Origin of the sequence: Amycolatopsis sp. DSM 110486, assembly GCF_019468465.1 — a bacterium.
Taxonomy (GTDB): Bacteria; Actinomycetota; Actinomycetes; order Mycobacteriales; family Pseudonocardiaceae; genus Amycolatopsis.
On sequence record NZ_CP080519.1, the window covers coordinates 1,802,112 to 1,821,093 of the forward strand.

At 70.8% G+C, this 18,982-nt stretch carries 22 protein-coding genes; 6 read left to right on the forward strand and 16 right to left on the reverse strand.

Features of this window, described 5'->3' with window-relative positions:
* Positions 1–16 precede the first annotated feature (16 nt).
* The 8 genes from K1T34_RS08615 to K1T34_RS08650 all read right to left on the reverse strand — a co-directional run bounded on the left by K1T34_RS08615 (position 17) and on the right by K1T34_RS08650 (position 6,255).
* A complete protein-coding gene (locus K1T34_RS08615; RefSeq protein ID WP_220243755.1) occupies positions 17–784 on the reverse strand; it encodes an MBL fold metallo-hydrolase in 768 nt (255 codons plus the stop codon).
* 10 nt (positions 785–794) lie between these two features.
* Positions 795–1,601: a glutamate racemase gene (murI, locus tag K1T34_RS08620; protein ID WP_220243756.1), complete on the reverse strand. Its 807-nt coding sequence runs from the start codon at positions 1,599–1,601 to the stop codon at positions 795–797.
* Positions 1,598–2,269 (reverse strand): rhomboid family intramembrane serine protease, encoded by a 672-nt coding sequence (locus tag K1T34_RS08625; protein ID WP_370643648.1) that lies wholly within the window; start codon positions 2,267–2,269, stop codon positions 1,598–1,600. The genes murI and K1T34_RS08625 overlap by 4 nt, the downstream gene beginning before the upstream one ends.
* A 271-nt stretch (positions 2,270–2,540) precedes the next feature.
* Positions 2,541–3,701: an NAD(P)/FAD-dependent oxidoreductase gene (locus K1T34_RS08630; protein ID WP_220243757.1), complete on the reverse strand. Its 1,161-nt coding sequence runs from the start codon at positions 3,699–3,701 to the stop codon at positions 2,541–2,543.
* A 130-nt stretch (positions 3,702–3,831) separates the two neighbouring features.
* The gene (locus K1T34_RS08635) at positions 3,832–4,542 is read right to left on the reverse strand and encodes an aspartate/glutamate racemase family protein (protein WP_220243758.1); all 711 of its coding nucleotides are present in this window, start codon (positions 4,540–4,542) and stop codon (positions 3,832–3,834) included.
* Complete coding sequence (locus K1T34_RS08640) at positions 4,539–5,489, reverse strand: PLP-dependent cysteine synthase family protein (protein WP_220243759.1); 951 nt, start codon at positions 5,487–5,489, stop codon at positions 4,539–4,541. Before K1T34_RS08640 ends, K1T34_RS08635 begins: the two co-directional genes overlap by 4 nt.
* Before the next feature lie 4 nt (positions 5,490–5,493).
* On the reverse strand, positions 5,494–5,772 hold the full coding sequence (locus tag K1T34_RS08645) for a MoaD/ThiS family protein (RefSeq protein ID WP_220243760.1): 279 nt from the start codon (positions 5,770–5,772) through the stop codon (positions 5,494–5,496).
* A gap of 66 nt (positions 5,773–5,838) precedes the next feature.
* Positions 5,839–6,255 (reverse strand): Mov34/MPN/PAD-1 family protein, encoded by a 417-nt coding sequence (locus K1T34_RS08650; RefSeq protein WP_220243761.1) that lies wholly within the window; start codon positions 6,253–6,255, stop codon positions 5,839–5,841.
* Between the two features lie 74 nt (positions 6,256–6,329).
* Between K1T34_RS08650 and K1T34_RS08655 the strand changes: the two genes are divergently transcribed.
* Entirely contained in the window at positions 6,330–6,710 is a 381-nt protein-coding gene (locus K1T34_RS08655) for a hypothetical protein (protein WP_220243762.1), read from the forward strand.
* On the opposite strand, the gene K1T34_RS08660 is transcribed toward K1T34_RS08655, so the two are convergent.
* From K1T34_RS08660 to clpS, 3 genes are read right to left on the reverse strand one after another with little or no spacing between them, the layout of a single operon-like run.
* Positions 6,707–7,699, reverse strand: coding sequence for a P1 family peptidase (locus tag K1T34_RS08660; protein WP_220243763.1), 993 nt, complete (start codon positions 7,697–7,699; stop codon positions 6,707–6,709). The two genes, K1T34_RS08655 and K1T34_RS08660, sit on opposite strands and share 4 nt — an antisense overlap.
* Complete coding sequence (locus K1T34_RS08665; RefSeq protein WP_220243764.1) at positions 7,696–8,253, reverse strand: DUF2017 domain-containing protein; 558 nt, start codon at positions 8,251–8,253, stop codon at positions 7,696–7,698. The genes K1T34_RS08660 and K1T34_RS08665 overlap by 4 nt, the downstream gene beginning before the upstream one ends.
* Complete coding sequence (gene clpS / locus K1T34_RS08670; RefSeq protein WP_220243765.1) at positions 8,250–8,549, reverse strand: ATP-dependent Clp protease adapter ClpS; 300 nt, start codon at positions 8,547–8,549, stop codon at positions 8,250–8,252. Before clpS ends, K1T34_RS08665 begins: the two co-directional genes overlap by 4 nt.
* Positions 8,550–8,623: 74 nt before the next feature.
* Here clpS and K1T34_RS08675 point away from each other — a divergent pair, with 74 nt between their 5' ends.
* Entirely contained in the window at positions 8,624–9,928 is a 1,305-nt protein-coding gene (locus K1T34_RS08675; RefSeq protein ID WP_220243766.1) for a nicotinate phosphoribosyltransferase, read from the forward strand.
* A 13-nt stretch (positions 9,929–9,941) separates the two neighbouring features.
* On the forward strand, positions 9,942–10,520 hold the full coding sequence (locus K1T34_RS08680) for an isochorismatase family protein (RefSeq protein ID WP_220243767.1): 579 nt from the start codon (positions 9,942–9,944) through the stop codon (positions 10,518–10,520).
* Between the two features lie 17 nt (positions 10,521–10,537).
* Here the strand turns inward: K1T34_RS08680 and K1T34_RS08685 are convergent, their stop codons facing one another.
* Positions 10,538–11,209, reverse strand: coding sequence for a hypothetical protein (locus K1T34_RS08685; protein WP_220243768.1), 672 nt, complete (start codon positions 11,207–11,209; stop codon positions 10,538–10,540).
* Between the two features lie 178 nt (positions 11,210–11,387).
* On the opposite strand from K1T34_RS08685, the gene K1T34_RS08690 reads away from it, so the two are divergent.
* The 3 genes from K1T34_RS08690 (at position 11,388) to K1T34_RS08700 (ending at position 14,501) form a co-directional block, all read left to right on the forward strand.
* Positions 11,388–11,978 (forward strand): biotin transporter BioY, encoded by a 591-nt coding sequence (locus K1T34_RS08690; protein ID WP_220243769.1) that lies wholly within the window; start codon positions 11,388–11,390, stop codon positions 11,976–11,978.
* An 80-nt stretch (positions 11,979–12,058) separates the two neighbouring features.
* Positions 12,059–14,110 (forward strand): ATP-dependent DNA helicase, encoded by a 2,052-nt coding sequence (locus tag K1T34_RS08695; RefSeq protein WP_220243770.1) that lies wholly within the window; start codon positions 12,059–12,061, stop codon positions 14,108–14,110.
* 58 nt (positions 14,111–14,168) lie between these two features.
* Positions 14,169–14,501: a hypothetical protein gene (locus tag K1T34_RS08700; RefSeq protein WP_220243771.1), complete on the forward strand. Its 333-nt coding sequence runs from the start codon at positions 14,169–14,171 to the stop codon at positions 14,499–14,501.
* 56 nt (positions 14,502–14,557) lie between these two features.
* On the opposite strand, the gene K1T34_RS08705 is transcribed toward K1T34_RS08700, so the two are convergent.
* The 4 genes from K1T34_RS08705 to ctaD all read right to left on the reverse strand — a co-directional run bounded on the left by K1T34_RS08705 (position 14,558) and on the right by ctaD (position 18,929).
* Positions 14,558–14,962, reverse strand: coding sequence for an OsmC family protein (locus K1T34_RS08705; protein WP_220243772.1), 405 nt, complete (start codon positions 14,960–14,962; stop codon positions 14,558–14,560).
* Positions 14,963–15,040: 78 nt separating this feature from the next.
* Positions 15,041–15,805: a peptidyl-tRNA hydrolase gene (locus K1T34_RS08710; RefSeq protein WP_220243773.1), complete on the reverse strand. Its 765-nt coding sequence runs from the start codon at positions 15,803–15,805 to the stop codon at positions 15,041–15,043.
* Entirely contained in the window at positions 15,802–17,031 is a 1,230-nt protein-coding gene (gene serB, locus K1T34_RS08715; protein ID WP_220243774.1) for a phosphoserine phosphatase SerB, read from the reverse strand. The genes K1T34_RS08710 and serB overlap by 4 nt, the downstream gene beginning before the upstream one ends.
* A 125-nt stretch (positions 17,032–17,156) precedes the next feature.
* Positions 17,157–18,929 carry a cytochrome c oxidase subunit I gene (ctaD, locus tag K1T34_RS08720; RefSeq protein WP_220243775.1) on the reverse strand — a complete coding sequence of 591 codons (1,773 nt, stop codon included), beginning with the start codon at positions 18,927–18,929 and terminating at the stop codon, positions 17,157–17,159.
* Between the last annotated feature and the right edge of the window lie 53 nt (positions 18,930–18,982).

Genomic DNA, 18,982 nt, shown 5'->3' on the forward strand with positions numbered 1-18,982 from the left:
CCCGACAGTCCGCCGCTCAGATGTCGTAGACGGCGCCCTGCGTCACGAGCTCGCTGTCCGGGAACACCGCCGTGGCCTCCGCGAGCACCGCGCGGCTGTCGGTCCACGGCGCGATGTGCGTGAGCAGCAGCCGCCCGACGCCTGCGTCCTTCGCCAGCTCACCGGCCTGTTTTCCGGACAGGTGCACGCCATCGGGCCGGTCGGCGGCGTCCGTCCAGGAGGCCTCGGACAGCAACACGTCGACGCCGTCGGCCAGCTCGCCCAGCGCGGCACACGGGCCGGTGTCGCCGGTGTAGGCGAGGATGGCGCCGCCGTAGGAGATCCGCAGGCCGAACGCGGGCGTCGGGTGCTGCACCACGGCTGCCGTCACGTCGAACGGCCCGATCCGCACGGTTTCCTCACGCAGCGTGTGGAAGGCGTAGACGTCGGACAGGTCCACGGCGGCGCGCTCGTCGGCGTCGGCGGCGTACGCGTGGGCCAGCCGCGCGGGCGCGTCCGCCGGGGCGTAGAGCGGCAGCTGCCGCGGCCGGGCCGGGTACGGCGGCGCCGGGTGATAGCGGCGCAGCACCGTGAGGGAGTTGACGTCGGCGCAGTGGTCCGAGTGCAGGTGCGACAGGACGAGCGCGTCGAGGTCGAACGGGTCGAGCACCGTCTGCAGCTGCGCGAACGCGCCGTTGCCGAGCTCGAGGCCCAGCCGGAACCCCTCCGCTTCCAGCAGGTACCCGGACGCGGCGGCGTTCGGGCCGGGGACGCTGCCCGAGCAGCCGAGGATCGTCAGTCGCACGTGGTTCAGCCTAGGCGCTGGTCGGCGCGAGGACACCCGGCGCGAATCCCATGAACCGCGCCGCCAGCCGCGTGAACGGCTCCGGCGATCCCGTGGCCAGGAACTCGTGCTGCGGCGGCGTGTCGCGCTCGGCCAGGAGGTCGAGTTCGGTGAGCACGCGGTAGAGGTCCTTGGCCGTCTCGTCCGCGCTGGAGACGAGCGTGACGTCCTGACCCATCACGATCTGGAGCACGCCGGAAAGCAGCGGGTAGTGCGTGCAGCCGAGCACGAGCGTGTCGACCTCGGCTTCGAGCAGCGGCTGCAGATAGCCCTGCGCGAGGCCCAGGATCTGGCGCCCGGACGTGATGCCGCGCTCCACGAAGTCGACGAACCGGTGGCACGCGACGCTCGTGAGCTGCACGTCGGGCGCTGCGGCGAAAGCGTCGTCGTACGCACGCGAGCGAACGGTCCCCTCGGTCCCGATCACGCCCACGCGGCCACTGTGCGTGACCGACGCGGCGCGACGAGCGGCGGGCAGGACGACCTCGATGACGGGGACGTCGTAGCGCTCACGGGCGTCGCGCAGGCAGGCGGCCGAGGCCGTGTTGCACGCGATGACCAGGGCTTTCACGCCGCCTTCGACGAGGTCGTCGAGGGCTTCGAGGGCGTACTGGCGGGCCGTCGCGATGGGGAGGGGGCCGTACGGGTTGCGTGCGGTGTCGCCGACGTAGCGCAGCTGCTCGGCCGGCAGCAACTCGAGGATCGACCGGGCGACGGTGAGACCGCCGACGCCGGAATCGAAAACCCCGATGGGCGCGTCGGCGGTCGGGGTGCTCACACCTCGAGGCTACCGGCCGCCTTCTTCTTGGGACGGTCGCCCCGCGCCGTCAGCCAGGCCGCGAGAACACCGGCGAGCGCGCCGAACAGGTGGCCCTGCCAGGAGATGCCGGGGTTGCCCGGCAGCAGGCCCCACAGCATCCCGCTCCACACGCCCAGCAGCACGACCGCCACCACGATCTGCCCGAACGCCCGGTTGAAGATGCCGCGGACCAGCAGGAACGCCAGCCACCCGAACGCCAGCCCGGACGCGCCCACCGTGTAGGTGTTCGACGGCCCGACCAGCCAGACCCCCAGGCCCGACACGATCCAGATGATCGCCGTGACCACCGCCCAGCGCCCGATCCCCGCCGCCATCGCCAGGAACGACAGCACGAGCACCGGCACGGTGTTCGAGAACAGGTGCCCCCACCCGGCGTGCAGCAGCGGCGCCCACAGGATCCCGTCGAGCCCTGAGGCCTGCCTCGACACGATGCCCCCGTGGTCGAGGTTCGCGGGCAGGATCACGTCCAGCAGCTCCACCAGGTAGAGCACGAGCGTGAACCCCACCGCGACGATCGCTGCCGCCTTGGGGTTGGGCGGCAGGATGCGCTTCGCCACGTCGGTGGCTTTCGCCTTGTCCGCCGGCTGATCCCCGAACGGCATGGGCTGCGGTGGGAGTGTGCTCACGGGTTCCAGGCTACGTTCGTCCGGTCCGGGTGGCCTCGGGTGAATTCCCTGATGTTCGAGTTCAGGGCCGTTCTCACGACCGCCGCGACGGCCGGCTGATCATGTTTGCCGGCCCGCACAGCCGTTGCGGCAAGTAGTGGTGAGAAGCCGTCGTCCTGCCGTTGCGGATCGTGTCTTTCTCGTCATGTCCATTGCCGCGGTGAAGCACCGGGCGATGTTTCTCGCACGCCGTTCTCGACCGGAGCCGCCCGAAGCCACCCGCGCTCGACCGCTAGTGGCTGTGATCGAACGGGCTCTCCCCCGGCGTGAGTTCCGAGAAGACCTTGATGAGGTGCTCCGCCGTGGCCTCCTCGGTCTGGCCGGCCGTCGCCTCCTCGAACTCGGCGCTGCTGATCGCGATTCGGGCGCTGCGCGGGAACATCGCCTGCTCGTACTCGGACAGCGCGGCCTCGACGTCGCCCGGGTGGGCGGCGAGGGCCTGGGCGAGTTCGGCGGCGTCGAGCATGGCGAGGTTGGCGCCTTCGCCGTTGGGGGGCATGAGGTGGGCGGCGTCGCCGATGAGGGTCACGCCCGGCACGCGGTCCCAGCAGTGCTCGAGGGGCAGGACGTAGTGCGGGCGCAGCACGGGTGGGGTGTCTCCGTCGGTGATCAGTGCCGTCAGTTCCGGGGCCCAGCCGGTGAACTCCTGCGCGACGTGGGCGGCGGCACCGGCCGGGTCGGTGAAGTCGACGGCCGCGAACCAGTCGAGCGGCCGCGTCAGTGACACGTACGTGTGGATGGTGTCACCGCTTTCGCGGTGGGCCATGATGCCCTTGTCCTGCCCGATGGCACCCATCGAGCCGCCGCCGACGGCCTTGGCGGTGGCGGGGTGGCGGGTGTCGGCCTCGTACAGGTAGGTCTCGACCATCGCCGTGCCGGAGTACACGGGGACGGCGGACGAGAGCAGCGGCCGGACGCGCGACCACGCGCCGTCGGCGCCGACCAGCAGGTCGCTGACGACCACGCTGCCGTCGGTGAAGGTGGCTTCGTGCCGGCCGTCTTCCCGGGTGCGGGCCTCGAGAACCTTGTGGCCCCAACGAACCGTGCCGGCGGGAAGCGAGTCGAGCAGCAGCTGCCGCAGCTCCCCGCGTTGGACTTCGGGCCGGCCTCCGGTGCCGTCGTCGGCCTTGTCGAACAGCACGGTGCCCTCGCGGTCCAAGAACCGCGTCTGCTGGCGGCCGTCGAGGATGAGGCCGCGGAACTCGTCGGAGAGTTCGGCGGCTTCGATGGCGATCTGACCGTTGTAGTCGTGGATGTCGAGCATGCCGCCCTGTGCGCGGGACGACGGGGAGTCCTCGGCTTCATAGACCGTGGCCGGGATGCCGTGGACGTGCAGCACGCGGGCGAGGATGAGGCCGCCGAGGCCGGCGCCGATGATCGTGACGGTGTTCATGATGGCTCCTTCGGGTTCGGAGCAGCCGTTCGAGCTGCCCTCGAACCGAAGGTTGCCGTGATCCACTGGCACGGCGCGCACACCGCGCTGCCACCCACCTGGCACGCCCTGCCAGCACGCTGCCAGAAGCTCAGGCCGGAGCCGGTGGCAGCTCCCGAAGCGCCAACGCCCAGTCCACCGCGGCCTCCGCGTGCAGCCGCGTGGTCGGGAAGACCGGGACCGAGCTGTCGGACTGGTCGACCAGCAGCTCGATCTCCGTGCAGCCATAGATCACGCCCTCGGCTCCCGCGAGAACCAGCCGCGCGATCACCTCGCGATACGCCGCCCGCGAAGACGGCCGGACAACGCCGTGCACCAGCTCGTCGTAGATCACCCGGTGCACCAGCTCCTGGTCCACTTCGGACGGAACCAGCACCGAGAGTCCATGTGCCGCAAGGCGTTCACGGTAGAATGGCTGGCTCATCGTGAACGCGGTCCCCAGCAGGCCCACCGAGGAAATCCCGGCGGACAGCACCGCCGCGGCCGTCGTGTCCCCCAGGTGCAGGAACGGCACCCGCAGCCGCAAGGCCGAAGCCACCTTGTGCATCGTGTTGGTGCACAACACGATCACGTCCGCGCCCGCCGCTTCCAAGGCCGAAGCGGCGGCGGCCAGCAACTCCCCCGCCGCCGCCCAGTCACCCGAAGCCTGCAGCGCTTCGATCTCCGCGAAGTCTACGGAGTACAGCACCACCCGCGCGGAGTGGTACCCGCCCAGCGCCGACCGCACGCGCTCGTTCACCAGGCGGTAGTACTCCGCCGAAGACTCCCAGCTCATGCCGCCCAGGAGCCCGATCATCTTCACGCCCAGAGCTGCCCGTCCAGCCGCGCGGCGGCTTCGTCGAGCGAACCCGCGTACGCGCCCGTGGACAGGTACTTCCAACCGGCGTCCGCCACGACGAAGGCGACGTCCGCGGCCTCTCCGCGAGCGGCGGCCTTCTCGGCGACGGCCAACGCGGCATGCAGCACCGCGCCCGTCGAGATACCCGCGAAGATGCCCTCGTTCTCCAGCAGCTCACGCGTCCGCCGAAGCGCGTCGTACGCGCCGACGGAGTAGCGCCCGTTCAGCACGCTGGGGTCATACAGCTCCGGCACGAACCCCTCGTCGAGGTTGCGCAGGCCGTACACGAGCTCGCCGTAGCGCGGTTCGGCCGCGATGATCTGCACACCCGGCTTCGCCTCGTGCAGGTACCGCCCGACACCCACCAAAGTCCCCGTCGTGCCGAGGCCGCCGACGAAGTGGGTGATCGTCGGCAGGTCCTTCAGCAGCTCAGGGCCGGTACCGCGGTAGTGCGCGTCGGCGTTGGCCGGGTTGCCGTACTGGTAGAGCATCACCCAGTCGGGGTTCTGCTCGGCCAGTTCCTTGGCCCGCCGCACGGCTTCGTTCGAGCCGCCCGCCGCCGGTGAGAACACGATCCGCGCGCCGTAGGCCTGCAGCAGCTGCTTGCGCTCGGTGGAGGTGTTCTCCGGCATCACGCACACCAGGCCGTAGCCCTTGAGCTTCGCGGCCATGGCGAGCGAGATACCGGTGTTGCCCGAGGTCGGCTCGAGGATCGTCGAGCCACGCCGCAGGCGGCCCTCACGCTCGGCGGCCTCGATCATGGCCAGCGCCGGCCGGTCCTTGATCGAACCGGTCGGGTTGCGGTCCTCGAGTTTCGCCCACAACCGCACGTCGTGGGTGGGCGAGAGCCGGGGCAGCCCCACGAGCGGCGTGCCGCCGAGCGCGTCGAGCAGGGACTCGTAGCGGGCCATGGGTTTAGCGCGCGCCGCCGGCCACGGCGGGCAGGATGGTCAGCGTGTCGCCGTCCTTCACCTCGGCCGCGAGGCCGCCTGCGAAGCGCACGTCCTCGTCGTTGACGTAGACGTTGATGAAGCGGTGCAGCTTCTCCTCCTTGACCAGGCGCGCCTTCAGCCCGGAGTGGCGCGACTCGACGTCGTCGATCACCTCGAGCACGGTCTTGCCCGCCGCCTCGACGGACTTCTCGCCGCCGGTGTGCGTGCGCAGGATGGTCGGGATGGAGACGGTCACGGCCATGGTTTTCTACCTCCGAAGTGGGTTCTGTGAAGCTGACGCGCGGGACGCAGCCCTTATTCCGGCAGCTCAGTCGACGATCTCGACCGGCTCCTCGGTGATCTCGGCGTCCACGATCCGGTACGAGCGGAACTCGTGCGAATCGGGGTCCTTCGTGGAGACGAGCACGTAGTGCGCGTCGGGTTCGGCGGCGATGTTCGCGTCGGTGCGCGACGGGTAGGCCTCCGTCGCGGTGTGCGAGTGGTAGATCACCACGGGCACCTCGTCGTTCGCGTCCATCTCGCGGTAGAGCTTGAGCAGGTCACCCGAGTCGAACTCGTAGAACGTCGGTGACCGCGCCGCGTTCAGCATCGGGATGAACCGTTCGGGGCTGTCGGAGCCCACGGGACCGGCGATCACCCCACACGCCTCGTCGGGGTGGTCACGGCGGGCATGGGCGACGATCTCGTCGACGAATTCACGGCGGATCCGGAGCACATTCGACATCTTAGGTGGTGGACCCACCCTGTCCAGACTGTGAGACCTTCCGCTCAGGCACCTGGTCGGGGACAATTTCAGGCGTGCCTGTACCGCCGAAGGTCCGCGACCGCTGCCTGCCGTTCCTGCCCGACGGCGACCGGATCCAGTACGTGTTCGCCGGCAACTCGCTCTACCTCAACGGGATGGCGGCGCTCTACGGCTTCCTGGTGGTGGTCACCGATCGCCGCGTGGTCGTGCTCGCCTGCGGCCGCTTCAGGCGGCTGCGGCCGAAGTCGGTGTGGGAGGTACTGCCGCGCTCCACGGAGCTCGGGCCGGTGGAGGAACACCCCTCGCTGGGTCCGACGGTCTCGTTCGCGGACCTCGTGCTGGAGATCGACGAGGCCGACATCGTCGCGATCCGGGCCGCCGACCTCGAACGCGACGGCGTGTGGGCCCCGCAGGACCCGCTGCCGGACCTCTAACCCTCGAACGCCTCGGGCCACACGTCCCGGTACGCCGCCACCCCACTGGCCGCGGTGGCCGTGAGCAGCCCGTGGACCATCGCGCGGGCGAACACCCGCGCGGCTGCCGAGCACAACGCGTCGAGCGCCGCCGCGCGCTGCCCGTCGGCGAACGTGCCGATGCCGGCGGGCAGCTCGCGAGCCCCCGTGGCCAGGGCGAAGACCGTGTCGCCGTCGAACATCGTGTGGGCCGGGCGCACGGCGCGGGCCAGGCCGTCCTGCGCCGCCACCGCGAGCCGGCGCGCCTCGGCCTTCGACAGCGCCGCGTCGCACGCGACCACGCCGATCGTGGTGTTCAGGTCAGTCCGTGCCGGTGGCACCGCGCCCGGCCGCGAAGGCCAGCGGACGCCGAACTCGCCCGCGACCTCGTGGTCCGCGGCGAACGCGCGCCCGGTCGCGAAGTCCACGGCTTCGCCGCCGGCGTTCACGGCCGCCAGCGCCCCGACGGTCACGCCGTCGACCACCTCGCTCGCCGAGCCGATGCCGCCCTTGAGCGACCCGACCACGGCCCCGGTGCCGGCACCGACCGTGCCCGAGGCGAACGTCTTCGAGGCCGCTTCGCAAGCGGCGTAACCGAAAGCCGCGTCCGGCCGGTTGCCCCAGTCGCTGCGGGGAAGATCGAACAGCACCGCGCCGGGCACGATGGGCACGACCTCGTGCGGCTGGAGCCCGACGGGGAAGCCCAGGTTGCGCTCGGACAGCCAGCGCATCACGCCGTCGGCCGCGGCCAGCCCGTACGCGCTGCCGCCCGACAGGCACACGGCGTTCACGCGCTGCACCAGGTTCTCCGGCTCCAGCAAGTTGGTCTCGCGCGTGCCAGGCGCGCCGCCACGCTGGTCGACCGCGCCCGTCGCGCCGTCCGGCACGAGGACCACGGTGGTGCCGGTGGCCCAGCCGTCGCCGAGGCGGTGGTGGTGCCCGACGAGGACACCCGGAACGTCGGTGATCACGCGGTCAGCGCCTGGATCAGCGTCTCCTGCACCCAGGTCAGCCAGTGGTAGACGCCAAGGTGCGGGGCGCGCGGGTCGTCGTCGGGCAGCTCGTCGGGCATGTCCTCGGTGACGTCGAGCGCCGTGCCCAGCGCGAGGCGCACGTCGTTGAGCGCGCCCAGCCACGCGTCGGCCTGCTCGACGTCCAGGTGCACGTCGCCGCCGTCGCGCGGCAGCGTGTCGAGCACGACCTTCGCCACGCCGACCTTCGTCTCCAGCAGCTCGGGCTCGTGCAGCGAGCGCATGGCCGCCGCGGAGTCGAGGTCCTCGCGGGAGGGGTTGTCGGGGTCGAGCTTGTGAAAATCGGGCAGCAGCCTGGAGAGCACCGGGTCGTCGGGCGACTCCGACGGGCCGGTACGGATGCCGGTGAGCTCGGCCAGCTCGTCCTGCGGCGCTTCCTCGGCCCGCGCTTGGAGCATGTCCTCGAGCTGGCTGACCAGGCCGCGCAGCACGGCGGCCTCCTGCTGCTCGAACCCGGCGAGGATCACGTCGCCCTTGCGGCGCCACGCCTTCACGAGGGCTGCTCCATCGTCGCCCACAGCCCGGCGGCGTGCAGCTTCGCCACGTCCGTCTCCACCTTCTCCTTGGACCCCGACGACACGATCGCCTTGCCCTTGTGGTGCACGTCGAGCATCAGTTTCGTGGCGTGGTCCCGGCTGTAGCCGAACAGCTTCTGGAACACGTACGTCACGTACGACATCAGGTTGACCGGATCGTTCCACACGACGGTCCGCCAGGGCTTGTCCTCCTCGGCGACCTCTGCCCCGAGTGGATCAACCTGCGTCTGTTCGGATGCGACAGGCGTGGACATGCACCCCATGGTGTCACGGGGGTCACGGGGTACGCCGCGCCAGGTCCGGCCATGTGGGTGAATAGGCTGGCCCCATGGGTGCACCCGAGCCGGTAACCAGCGCCAGCACGGCGCTGCTCACCGACCACTACGAGCTGACCATGCTGGGCAGCGCGCTGGCCGACGGGACCGCGGAGCGGCCCTGCGTGTTCGAGGTCTTCGCGCGCCGGCTGCCCGACGGGCGGCGCTACGGCGTCGTCGCCGGAACCGCGCGCGTCCTCGACGCGATCGCCGACTTCCGGTTCACCGACGCTGAGCTGACCGTGCTGGAGCAGACGGCGGTGGTCGACGACGCGACGCTGTCGTGGCTGGCCGGCTACGAGTTCTCCGGCGACATCGAGGGCTATCCCGAGGGTGAGCTGTACTTCCCGGGCTCGCCGATCCTCACCGTGAGCGGCACGTTCGCCGAGGCCGTGGTGCTGGAGACGCTGGCGCTGTCGATCCTCAACCACGACAGCGCCATAGCCTCCGCCGCCGCCCGCATGGCCGGCGCCGCGCACGGGCGCCCGATCATCGAGATGGGCGGGCGGCGCACCCACGAGTACGCCGCCGTCGCCGCCGCGCGCGCCGCGTACATCGCGGGCTTCGCGACCACGTCGAACCTCGAGGCCGGGCGCCGCTACGGCATTCCCACGCGCGGCACCGTCGCCCACGCCTTCATGCTGCTGCACGACAGCGAGGAGCAGGCGTTCCGCGCGCAGGTGGACAAGATGGGCCCGGACACGACCCTGCTCGTGGACACCTACGACATCACCGCCGGCATCGAGACCGCCGTCCGCGTGGCCGGGTCCGAGCTCGGCGCGATCCGGATCGACTCGGGCGACGTCGGCCCGCTCGCGCGCAAGGCTCGTGACCAGCTCGACTCCCTCGGCGCGAAGGACACCCGCATCGTCGTGTCCGGCGACCTCGACGAACACGCCATCGCGGCGCTGCGCGCGGAGCCGGTGGACGCGTACGGCGTGGGCACCTCTGTGGTCACCGGCTCGGGCGCGCCGACCGCCGGCATGGTCTACAAGCTGGTGGAGGTCGACGGCCGGCCCGTTGCGAAACGCAGCGCGCACAAGGAATCCCGCGGCGGGCGCAAGCACTCGCTGCGGCGGCACCGCTCCACCGGCACGGCCGTGGAAGAGGTCGTGTGGACGGAGGCATCGGGCCGCCCGAAGCCCGAGGAACACGATCTTGACCTGCAGATCCCCCTGGTGCGCGGCGGCCGCGCGGTGGATGATCTGCCCACGCTGGACGACGCGCGGGCCCGGTTGCGGCGCGCACAGATCAGCCTGCCGTGGGAAGGGCTCAAGCTCTCGCACGGCGAGCCCGCGATACCGACGACGTTTCTGTAGAGGGAGCCGAGAAATGGGAACCGCGCTGATCGTGGTGGACGTGCAGAACGATTTCTGCGAGGGCGGCTCGCTGGGCCTGCCCGGCGGCGCGGCCGCCGCGGAGGCCATTTCGCGCCAGGCCGCCGAAGGGGGCTACGACCACGTGGTCGCCACCCGCGACCACCACGTCGACCCGGGCGACCACTTCAGCGACACGCCGAACTTCTCCACGAGCTGGCCGCGCCACTGCGTCGCGGGCACCGCGGGCGCGTCGTTCCACCCGTCGCTCGACGTCGTGCCGATCACGGCCGTGTTCTCGAAGGGCGAGTACACCGCGGCGTACTCCGGCTTCGAGGGCAAGTCCGGCGACGGCCGGTCGCTCGAGGAGTGGCTGCGCGCCAACGACGTGACCGAGGTCGAGGTCGTCGGCATCGCCACGGACTTCTGCGTGCGCGCCACGGCGCTGGACGCCGCGCAGGCCGGGTTCGGCGTGAAGGTGCTGCTGGACCTCACCGTCGGCGGTTCGCAGCCGACCGTGGACGCGACGCTGGCCGACTTCGACAAAGCCGGTGTCACCTACTCCGGCACCGCGGTGGTGCCCGCCGCGTCCTGAGTGGACGCTCAGCGCGTTCAGGCAGGCGGCTGCGGCGCGCCGCCCTTGCCGAACGGGTTGCAGGCAGCGGTGCCGAGGTAGATGTCACCGCTGGCCGGGCCGCCCTGCGGGAACAGCTGGATGTGCACGGCGTGCGTCACGAGGCTGCCGTCGGCGGGCTGCGGGGTCACGGTCTCGTTGATCGTGACCGCCGCCAGCGCCGTGCCCGCCTCACCGCCGGGAATCAGCACGCGGTAGTTCGCGGGGATCGACGACGGCACGGTGAACCCGCCGACCTCGCCGATCGAGACCGTGCCGCTGCTGCCGTTCTTGGTGGTCGAGCAGCCCGCGGAGTAGGTGCGGACGGTGATCGCCGGGCCGCCGAAGCGCTTGAGCACGTCGGCCTCGAACCGCTGACCACCCGTCGCCACGGTGGCCACGGCGCCGTTGCGGCCGCACGTGGTGGCGCCGAGGCCGAACACCGCGACGTCGCCGGTGTCGCCGCCGCTGGTGCGCGCGGTGGTGGGACCGTCGGCGTCGCAGCGGGCGAGGTCGCCGGTGACCACGTGCTGGTTGTCGACCAGGACGTCGACGCTGCCCGACGAGCCCCAGCCGGTGGAGGTGGGGCCGTCGGCGAGCGCCGGGGCCGGTAGCCCCGCGGCGGCCGCGCCCAGCAGTGCCGTCGCCGTGACCAAGACCCGTCCGCGCATCACCCGTGCTCCCTTCGACCTGTGGTTGCATCCTCGGCAGCAGGGCACCCCCACGAAACGTCACAACCCCTACACCACCCGGACGAGTGGTGTGGTGAGGAACGCAACTTGTCGGGGAAACCCGGGGTAACGAGCGTTAACCTCCTCGAACGTCCGTTTTCGATCGTGGGAGGTCTCCGTGTCGTCGCTGTCCCTCACCGGCCGCCGCCAGGTGCTGGCCGACCTCGTGCCCGGCGCCCTGGTGCGCGACCTGACGCTGGTCGCCGGCGGCGCCCTGCTCACCGGCGTGGCCGCGCAGCTGGTCATCCCCGTCCCGGGCAGCCCGGTGCCGATGACCGGCCAGACGTTCGCCGCGCTGCTCGTGGGCGCCTCGCTCGGCATGCGCCGCGGCGCCGCCTCGATGCTGCTGTACCTGCTCGTCGGCGCGGCCGGCGTGCCGTGGTTCCAGGGCGCGACGTCGGGGCTGTCCGGCGCTTCGGCCGGGTACGTCGTCGGGTTCGTTTTCGCCGGTGCGCTCGTGGGCGCGCTCGCCCGCCGCGGTGGTGACCGCACTCCGCTGCGCACGGTGGGGACCATGGTGCTCGGCAACGTCGTGATCTACGCGTTCGGCGTGCCGTGGCTGATGGCCGCCGCCGGCTTCGACTTCTCGACGGCGTTCGCCAAGGGCGTGGTGCCGTTCCTGATCGGCGACGCGCTGAAGATCGTGGTCGCGGCGGGTGTCCTGCCGCTCGCGTGGGCCGCGGTGGCGCGCCTGCACAAGGAAGACTGAGTGCGCGGCGCTCCGGCACGAGCGGCCCGTTCGTGCCGGAGCGCCAAACCTGTCGGCCCCGGCGGCTATCGTGTATCGCTGTGCCCGCTCGAAGTGATTTCCCCGGCGTCCTCGAACTCCTCACCCATGCTGTGGAGTCCGTGGGCGGAGCCGAGCGGCCGGGCCAGGTGAAGATGGCCGACGCCGTCGGCCACGCCATCCGCACCGGTGAACACCTCGCCGTGCAAGCGGGTACGGGAACCGGGAAGTCGCTGGCGTACCTGGTGCCCGCGATCCGCCACGCGGTGGAGAAGGAAGCCACCGTCGTGGTCTCCACGGCCACGATCGCGCTGCAGCGCCAGCTCGTGGACCGCGACCTGCCGCGCCTGGCGAAGGCGCTGAAGAAGCCGCTGGGCCGCGAACCGACCTTCGCGATCCTCAAGGGCCGCCGCAACTACCTGTGCCTGCACCGGCTCGACACGGGCGCGCCCGACGAGCCCGAAGACGCGCAGCTGTTCGACCCGTTCGCCGTTTCCCGGCTGGGCAAGGAGGTCACGCGGCTGCACGAGTGGTCTTCGGACACCGAGACCGGTGACCGCGACGAGCTCGTGCCGGGTGTCTCCGACCAGGCGTGGCGCCAGGTTTCCGTGACCGCCAGGGAATGTCTCGGCGCGGCACGCTGCCCGATCGGCACCGACTGCTTCGCCGAACGCGCGCGGGCCGAGGCCGGGCGCGCGGATGTGGTCGTGACCAACCACGCGCTGCTCGCCATCGACGCGTTGCAGGGCTACCAGGTGCTGCCCGACCACGACCTCGTGATCATCGACGAGGCCCACGACCTGGTCGACCGCGTCACGTCCGTCGCCACGGGCGAGCTGACCAGCGCCATGGTGTCCGCGGCCGCGCGCCGCTGCGGGCGGCTGATCGACGCCGACGTGGCCGACCGCCTGCTGGAAGCGAGCGACGGCCTCGCGCTGATCCTCGACGATCTCCCGGCCGGACGGCTGGATACGCTGCCGCAGGCGCTGAACGGCGCGATCCCCGCGGTGCGCGACGCGGCGAAGGCCTGCCTGACGGCGCTGGGTTCAGACCGCAAGGAAGACGTCGACGGGGCCACCGCGCGCAAGCTGGCGCGCTCGCTGCTCGAAGAGGTGCACGACACCGCGGCGCGCCTGCTCGACGCGTACGACGAGGATCTGGCGCACCAGCGTGACGTCGTGTGGCTCACGGGCGACCGCTACTCGGCGAACCCGAGGCCGCCGGCGTTGAAGGTGGCACCACTGGGCGTCGCGGGGCTGCTGCGCGAGCGCGTGTTCAACCTCAACACCACTGTGCTCACCTCGGCGACGCTGACCCTGGGCGGCGAGTTCGACACCATGGCGCGGCAGTGGGGCCTGCCGCCGGGCGGCGCGCGCGTCACGAAGGCGCCCGGTACGGCCACGGACAAGGAAGCGCCGGCCGACGAGGACAAGGGACCGAAGTGGACGGGCCTCGACGTCGGCTCGCCCTTCGACCACCGGCGCAACGGGATCCTCTACCTCGCCAAGCACCTGCCGCCGCCGGGCCGCGACGGGCTGGCGGAGTCCACAATGGACGAACTCGCCGGATTGGTCGAGGCCGCGGGCGGGCGCACGCTGGGGTTGTTCTCCTCGATGCGCGCGGCCAAGCAGGCCGCCGAAGCGATGCGCGAGCGGCTCGACTACCCGATCCTGTGCCAGGGCGACGACTCGATGCCCACGCTGGTGCGCCAGTTCACCGACGAGCCGCGTACGTGCTTGTTCGGCACGCTCACGCTGTGGCAGGGCGTCGACGTGCCGGGGCCGTCGCTGCAGCTCGTGGTGGTGGACCGGATCCCGTTCCCGCGCCCCGACGACCCGGTGCTGTCGGCACGCCAGCGAGCCGTGGAAGCTCGTGGTGGCAACGGGTTCCTCACGGTCGCGGCCACGCACGCGGCGCTGCTGCTCGCGCAGGGCACGGGTCGGCTGCACCGCTCGATGACCGACCGCGGTGTGGTCGCGGTGCTGGACTCGCGCCTGGCAACCGCGCGGTACGGCGGTTTCGTGCGCGCGTCGCTGCCGCCCTTCTGGCCCACCACGGATCCCCAGGTCGCACGCGACGCGCTGAAGCGGCTCGACGCGGCGGCGCCCGCGTGACGGCGCGCACAACCCGGGCGGGTACGGTGAAGAGAACGAACACGACAGGGAGCACCGGTTGACCCAGGATTCGTCCAGCGCACGATCCCGGACCGTCAGTGTCGACGACACCGGGGTGCGGCGCCGTCTCGCCGATGGCAGCGAAGAGGCCGTCCAGTGGGCGGAGCTCTCGTCCGTGATGGTCAGAGTGATCCCGGACGGCCCGTGGAACGAGGACGTGTTCTTCATGCTCGTCGGCAACGACGGCAGGGGCACGGCCGTCCCCAGTGGAGACCCGGCGGCCGACGCCCTCATCGAGCGCCTCCAGTCGCTGCCCGGCTTCGACAACGAGAAGTTCATCGAGGCCATGACCACGGACGCCGACCAGGCGTACGTGGTCTGGCAGAGCTGACTTTCCAGCACAGAGCAGAGCCGAGGCCCTCGCGTGGGGCCTCGGCTCTTGCTGCGTCAGGCGGTCGGGAAGGACTCCGTGACGGGGATGGCTTTCTTCAGCGTCCGGCTCACGGTGCACAGGCGGTCGATCGCGCGGTCCACCGCGGTTGCGAGGGCTTCGCGCTGTTCCGCGTCGAGCGAAGACACGTCGACGTCGAAAGTCACGTGCACGCCGTCGAGCTCCGAAGCACCTTCGCGGCGATCAGCCGTGACGCCGACGCGGAACTTCGAGTCCTCGCCGATGCGGCGCGTGATCAGGTTCTCCGCGGTCACGGCGGAGCAGCCCGCGGTCGCGATCTGCAGCAGTTCGGCCGGCGAGAACGAGCCTTCCGCGCCCTTGCGCCCGATTCGCACCTCCGCGCCGCGCTCGTTGCGTCCCACGAACTGGTGCTCGCCTTCGCGCTGCACTTCCAGGGTCATCGCCCGCTCCTCACGACGTCGTCTACTGATCAAAACCGCAAGCGGCACACCGGTGTTCCGCGTCGAGACGCACCGCACTCACGCCGGGTACTGCGCCAGCACCGTGATCGTGCCGGGATCGACCTCGGTGAACCCCGCGTCCCGGACGGCGATCACGCGGTCCTCGCGCCAGCCGGCCTCGGGGTCGTCCACGGGGCACAGTTCCTTCCACCGCGCGGGCGACGGCGTCCGCACGGCCACGCGGTAGTCCTGCGCCGCCCACGCCGCCAGCTCGGCTTCCGACAGCAGGGAGGCCAGGATCATCGTCCCGTGCCCGACCTGCGCGGAGGCCTTGCCGACGGTCATCGGCACCTCCGGGTTGAGCAGCAGCAGCGGCACGCCCTCGGGTGCCGGACCCGGGGTGTCGGGCGGCAGCTCACTGCCGGAGATCTGCAGGCGCGACACCTCCTTCGGCGTCTCGCTGACCAGTCCGGGCACGAGCGCCCGTACCTCGGCGCCGTCGACCTCGACGGTGATGCCCGGCAGGTCGAGCACGGCCTGCCAGTGCGTGCCCCGGGCTCGCCGCGCGACCTTGCGGATGCGGTTGTCCAGCCACGCGTGCATCGGCTCGGCCCATTCGCCGCCGGGCTCGGAGCGTTCGTCGAGGCACACGGCCAGCGCCGCGGCGGCGGCCGCCTCGAGCAGGGGCGTGCGTCCGGGCGGCTCAGCGCGTTCGATGCGCAGGATGACCGGCATCGCGCGCACCTGGGCCGGGTCCTCGTCCGAGGTGTCGGACGTGTCCTCCGCGGGCAACCCGAGCCAGTAGGCGTAGCGGCTGCCCAGCGGCTCCAGCACGTGGTTCACGGCCTGACCAGCTCCAGCCCGTCGGCGGCGTCGGCCGCCTCGACCTCGGCGCGCGTGACGCCCAGGACGAACAGCACCGCGTCCAGGTAGGGGTGCGAAAGCGCGGTGTCCGCGACCTCGCGCAGCGCGGGCTTCGCGTTGAACGCCACGCCCATGCCGGCCGCCGCCAGCATGTCGATGTCGTTCGCCCCGTCGCCGACGGCGACGCACTGGCCCAGCGGGATGCCGTAGTCCTCGGCAAAGCGGCGAAGCGCCTTCGCCTTGCCCGCGCGGTCCACGACCTCGCCGACTACGCGGCCGGTGAGCTTGCCGTCGACGATCTCCAGCTCGTTGGCCGCCGCGAAGTCGAGGCCGAGTTCGTCCACGAGGTGGTCGATGACCTGCGTGAACCCACCCGAGACCACGCCGCAGCGGAAGCCCATGCGCTTGAGCGTGCGCACGGTCGTGCGCGCGCCTGGCGTGAGCTCGATCGAGGCCGCGACCTCGTCGAGCACCGTCGCGGGCAGCCCGGCCAGCAGCGAGACGCGCTGTTCGAGCGACTCGGTGAAGTTCAGCTCGCCGCGCATGGCGGCTTCGGTGATCTCGCGAACCTGCGCCTCGACGCCGGCGTGCGCGCCGAGCATCTCGATGACTTCGCCCTGCACCAGCGTGGAGTCGACGTCGAACACCACCAGCCGCTTCGCGCGCCGGCTGATGCCCGCGCGCTCCACCGCAACGTCCACGGCAGCCGTCGAGGCGGCGTCGGCCAGCGCCGACCGCAGCTCGGCGTCGGCGGCCTCGGTGTCTTCGCGGACCGAGACGTACAGCTCCAGCCCGGTCACCGGGTAGTCGGCGACGCTGCGGATCGAGTCGATGTTCGCGCCGAGGGCGGCCAGCCGCGCCGCGACCTCGGAGAACGACCGCGCCGTCACCGGACGGCCCAGCATCACCAGCACGTGGGACGAGTCCTGCTTGCCGAGGGCGAACGGGTCGGCGCCGATCTCGTCGCCGATCTTCACCTCCACCTGCATGCCGACGGTCGCCATCGCCTGCTCCACGGACTCCTGCAGGCCCTCCGGGTCGCGGTAGACGCCGGCGAGAACCCCCAGCACGAGCTGTCCGCGGATCACGACCTGCTCGACGTCGAGCACGTCGACGTCGTGGCGAGTGAGCACGGCGAACAACACGGAGGAGACACCGGGCTTGTCGGGACCGGTCGTGGTGATCAGGACGGGCGTCTGGGTCACTGGGCTCTATCCCTCGTTCGGCGCTGTGCGAGCACGCTCAGTCTGGCGCGGATGACCGAGCGCAAAAAGGGCGCGTGCCCGGCTTCACACAAGCCGGGCACGCGCCCTGATGATCAAACGGGCTTTTACTGCTCGCCCGAGTTGTCCTTGCCGTGGTCGCCCGGCATGGTCGCGTCGACCAGCTTCTGCGACGGCGCGGCCTGGTGGCGCGGCTTGCCGAAGAAGCCGATCTCACCTTCGGCGTGCATGCGCTCCACCATGTGCGGGTAGTGCAGCTCGAACGCCGGGCGCTCGGAGCGGATGCGCGGCAGCTCGGTGAAGTTGTGCCGCGGCGGCGGACACGACGTGGCCCATTCGAGGGAGTTGCCGTAGCCCCAGGGGTCGTCGACCGTGACGATCTCGCCGTAGCGGTAGCTCTTGAACACGTTCCAGATGAACGGCAGCGTGGACGCACCGAGGATGTACGCGCCGATCGTGGAGATCGTGTTCAGCGTGGTGAACCCGTCGCTGGCCAGATAGTCGGCGTAGCGGCGGGGCATGCCCTCGGCGCCGAGCCAGTGCTGGACCAGGAACGTGCCGTGGAAGCCGATGAACGTCGTCCAGAAGTGCCACTTGCCGAGCTTCTCGTCCATCATCCGGCCCGTGATCTTCGGGAACCAGAAGTAGATGCCGGCGAAGGTGGCGAACACGATCGTGCCGTAGAGGACGTAGTGGAAGTGCGCCACCACGAAGTAGCTGTCCGACACGTGGAAGTCGATGGCCGGCGCGGCCAGCAGGATGCCGGTCAGGCCACCGAAGAGGAACGTGACGATGAAGCCCATCGAGAAGATCATCGGCGTCTCGAAGGACAGCTGGCCCTTCCACATCGTGCCGATCCAGTTGAAGAACTTCACCCCGGTCGGGACCGCGATCAGGAAGGTCATGAAGGAGAAGAACGGCAGCAGCACGGCGCCGGTGGCGTACATGTGGTGCGCCCACACCGCCACGGACAGGGCCGCGATCGCCAGCGTCGCGAAGACCAGGCCCTTGTAACCGAACACCGGCTTGCGGCTGAAGACCGGGAAGATCTCCGACACGATCCCGAAGAACGGTAGGGCGACGATATACACCTCTGGGTGACCGAAGAACCAGAACAGGTGTTGCCAGAGGATCACCCCGCCGTTGGCCGGGTCGAAGACGTGCGCTCCTAGATGCCGGTCCGCCAGCAGGCCGAACAGGGCCGCGGTCAGGATCGGGAACGCGAGCAGGATCAGGATGCTGGTGACCAGGATGTTCCAGGTGAAGATGGGCATCCGGTACATCGTCATACCCGGGGCGCGCAGGCAGACCACGGTGGTGACCATGTTGACCGCACCGAGGATCGTGCCCAGACCGGAGACGATCAGGCCGGAGATCCAGAGGTCGGCGCCGACGCCCGGCGAGTGGATCGCGTCCGACAGCGGGGTGTAGGCGAACCAGCCGAAGTCGGCGGCGCCACCCGGCGTCAGGAATCCGGAAAGGACGATCAGCCCACCGAAGAGGTAGAGCCAGTACGAGAACGCGTTGAGCCGCGGGAACGCGACGTCGGGCGAACCGATCTGCAGCGGCAGCACGAAGTTGGCGAACCCGAAGAGGATCGGGGTCGCGTACAGCAGCAGCATCACTGTGCCGTGCATGGTGAAGAGCTGGTTGTACTGCTCCTGCGACAGGAACTGCTGGCCCGGGCGGGCCAGCTCCGTGCGGATCAGCATGGCCATCGCTCCGCCCGCCATGAAGAAGGCGAACGAGGTGACCAGGTACATGATGCCGATCTGCTTGTGGTCCGTCGTGCGGAACAACCGCAGCAGGTACGAACCCTTAACCGTCTCGCGCGCGGGGTATGGGCGCGTTGCGATCGGCTTGGGGGCTACGGCCGTCACTCCTGCCTCCAACACTGAAACCTTGTGGTGGTCATCGTCCGGGTCGCCGCGGG

Bases quoted from the DNA above. Each gene is read 5' to 3' on its own strand.
- K1T34_RS08705 (WP_220243772.1), bottom strand. From the start codon at position 14,962: ATGACCCTGGAAGTGCAGCGCGAAGGCGAGCACCAGTTCGTGGGACGC.
- K1T34_RS08680 (WP_220243767.1), top strand. From the start codon at position 9,942: ATGGGAACCGCGCTGATCGTGGTGGACGTGCAGAACGATTTCTGCGAG.
- K1T34_RS08645 (WP_220243760.1), bottom strand. From the start codon at position 5,772: ATGGCCGTGACCGTCTCCATCCCGACCATCCTGCGCACGCACACCGGC.
- K1T34_RS08640 (WP_220243759.1), bottom strand. From the start codon at position 5,489: ATGGCCCGCTACGAGTCCCTGCTCGACGCGCTCGGCGGCACGCCGCTC.
- K1T34_RS08675 (WP_220243766.1), top strand. From the start codon at position 8,624: ATGGGTGCACCCGAGCCGGTAACCAGCGCCAGCACGGCGCTGCTCACC.
- K1T34_RS08650 (WP_220243761.1), bottom strand. From the start codon at position 6,255: ATGTCGAATGTGCTCCGGATCCGCCGTGAATTCGTCGACGAGATCGTC.
- K1T34_RS08685 (WP_220243768.1), bottom strand. From the start codon at position 11,209: ATGCGCGGACGGGTCTTGGTCACGGCGACGGCACTGCTGGGCGCGGCC.
- K1T34_RS08630 (WP_220243757.1), bottom strand. From the start codon at position 3,701: ATGAACACCGTCACGATCATCGGCGCCGGCCTCGGCGGCCTCATCCTC.
- clpS (WP_220243765.1), bottom strand. From the start codon at position 8,549: ATGTCCACGCCTGTCGCATCCGAACAGACGCAGGTTGATCCACTCGGG.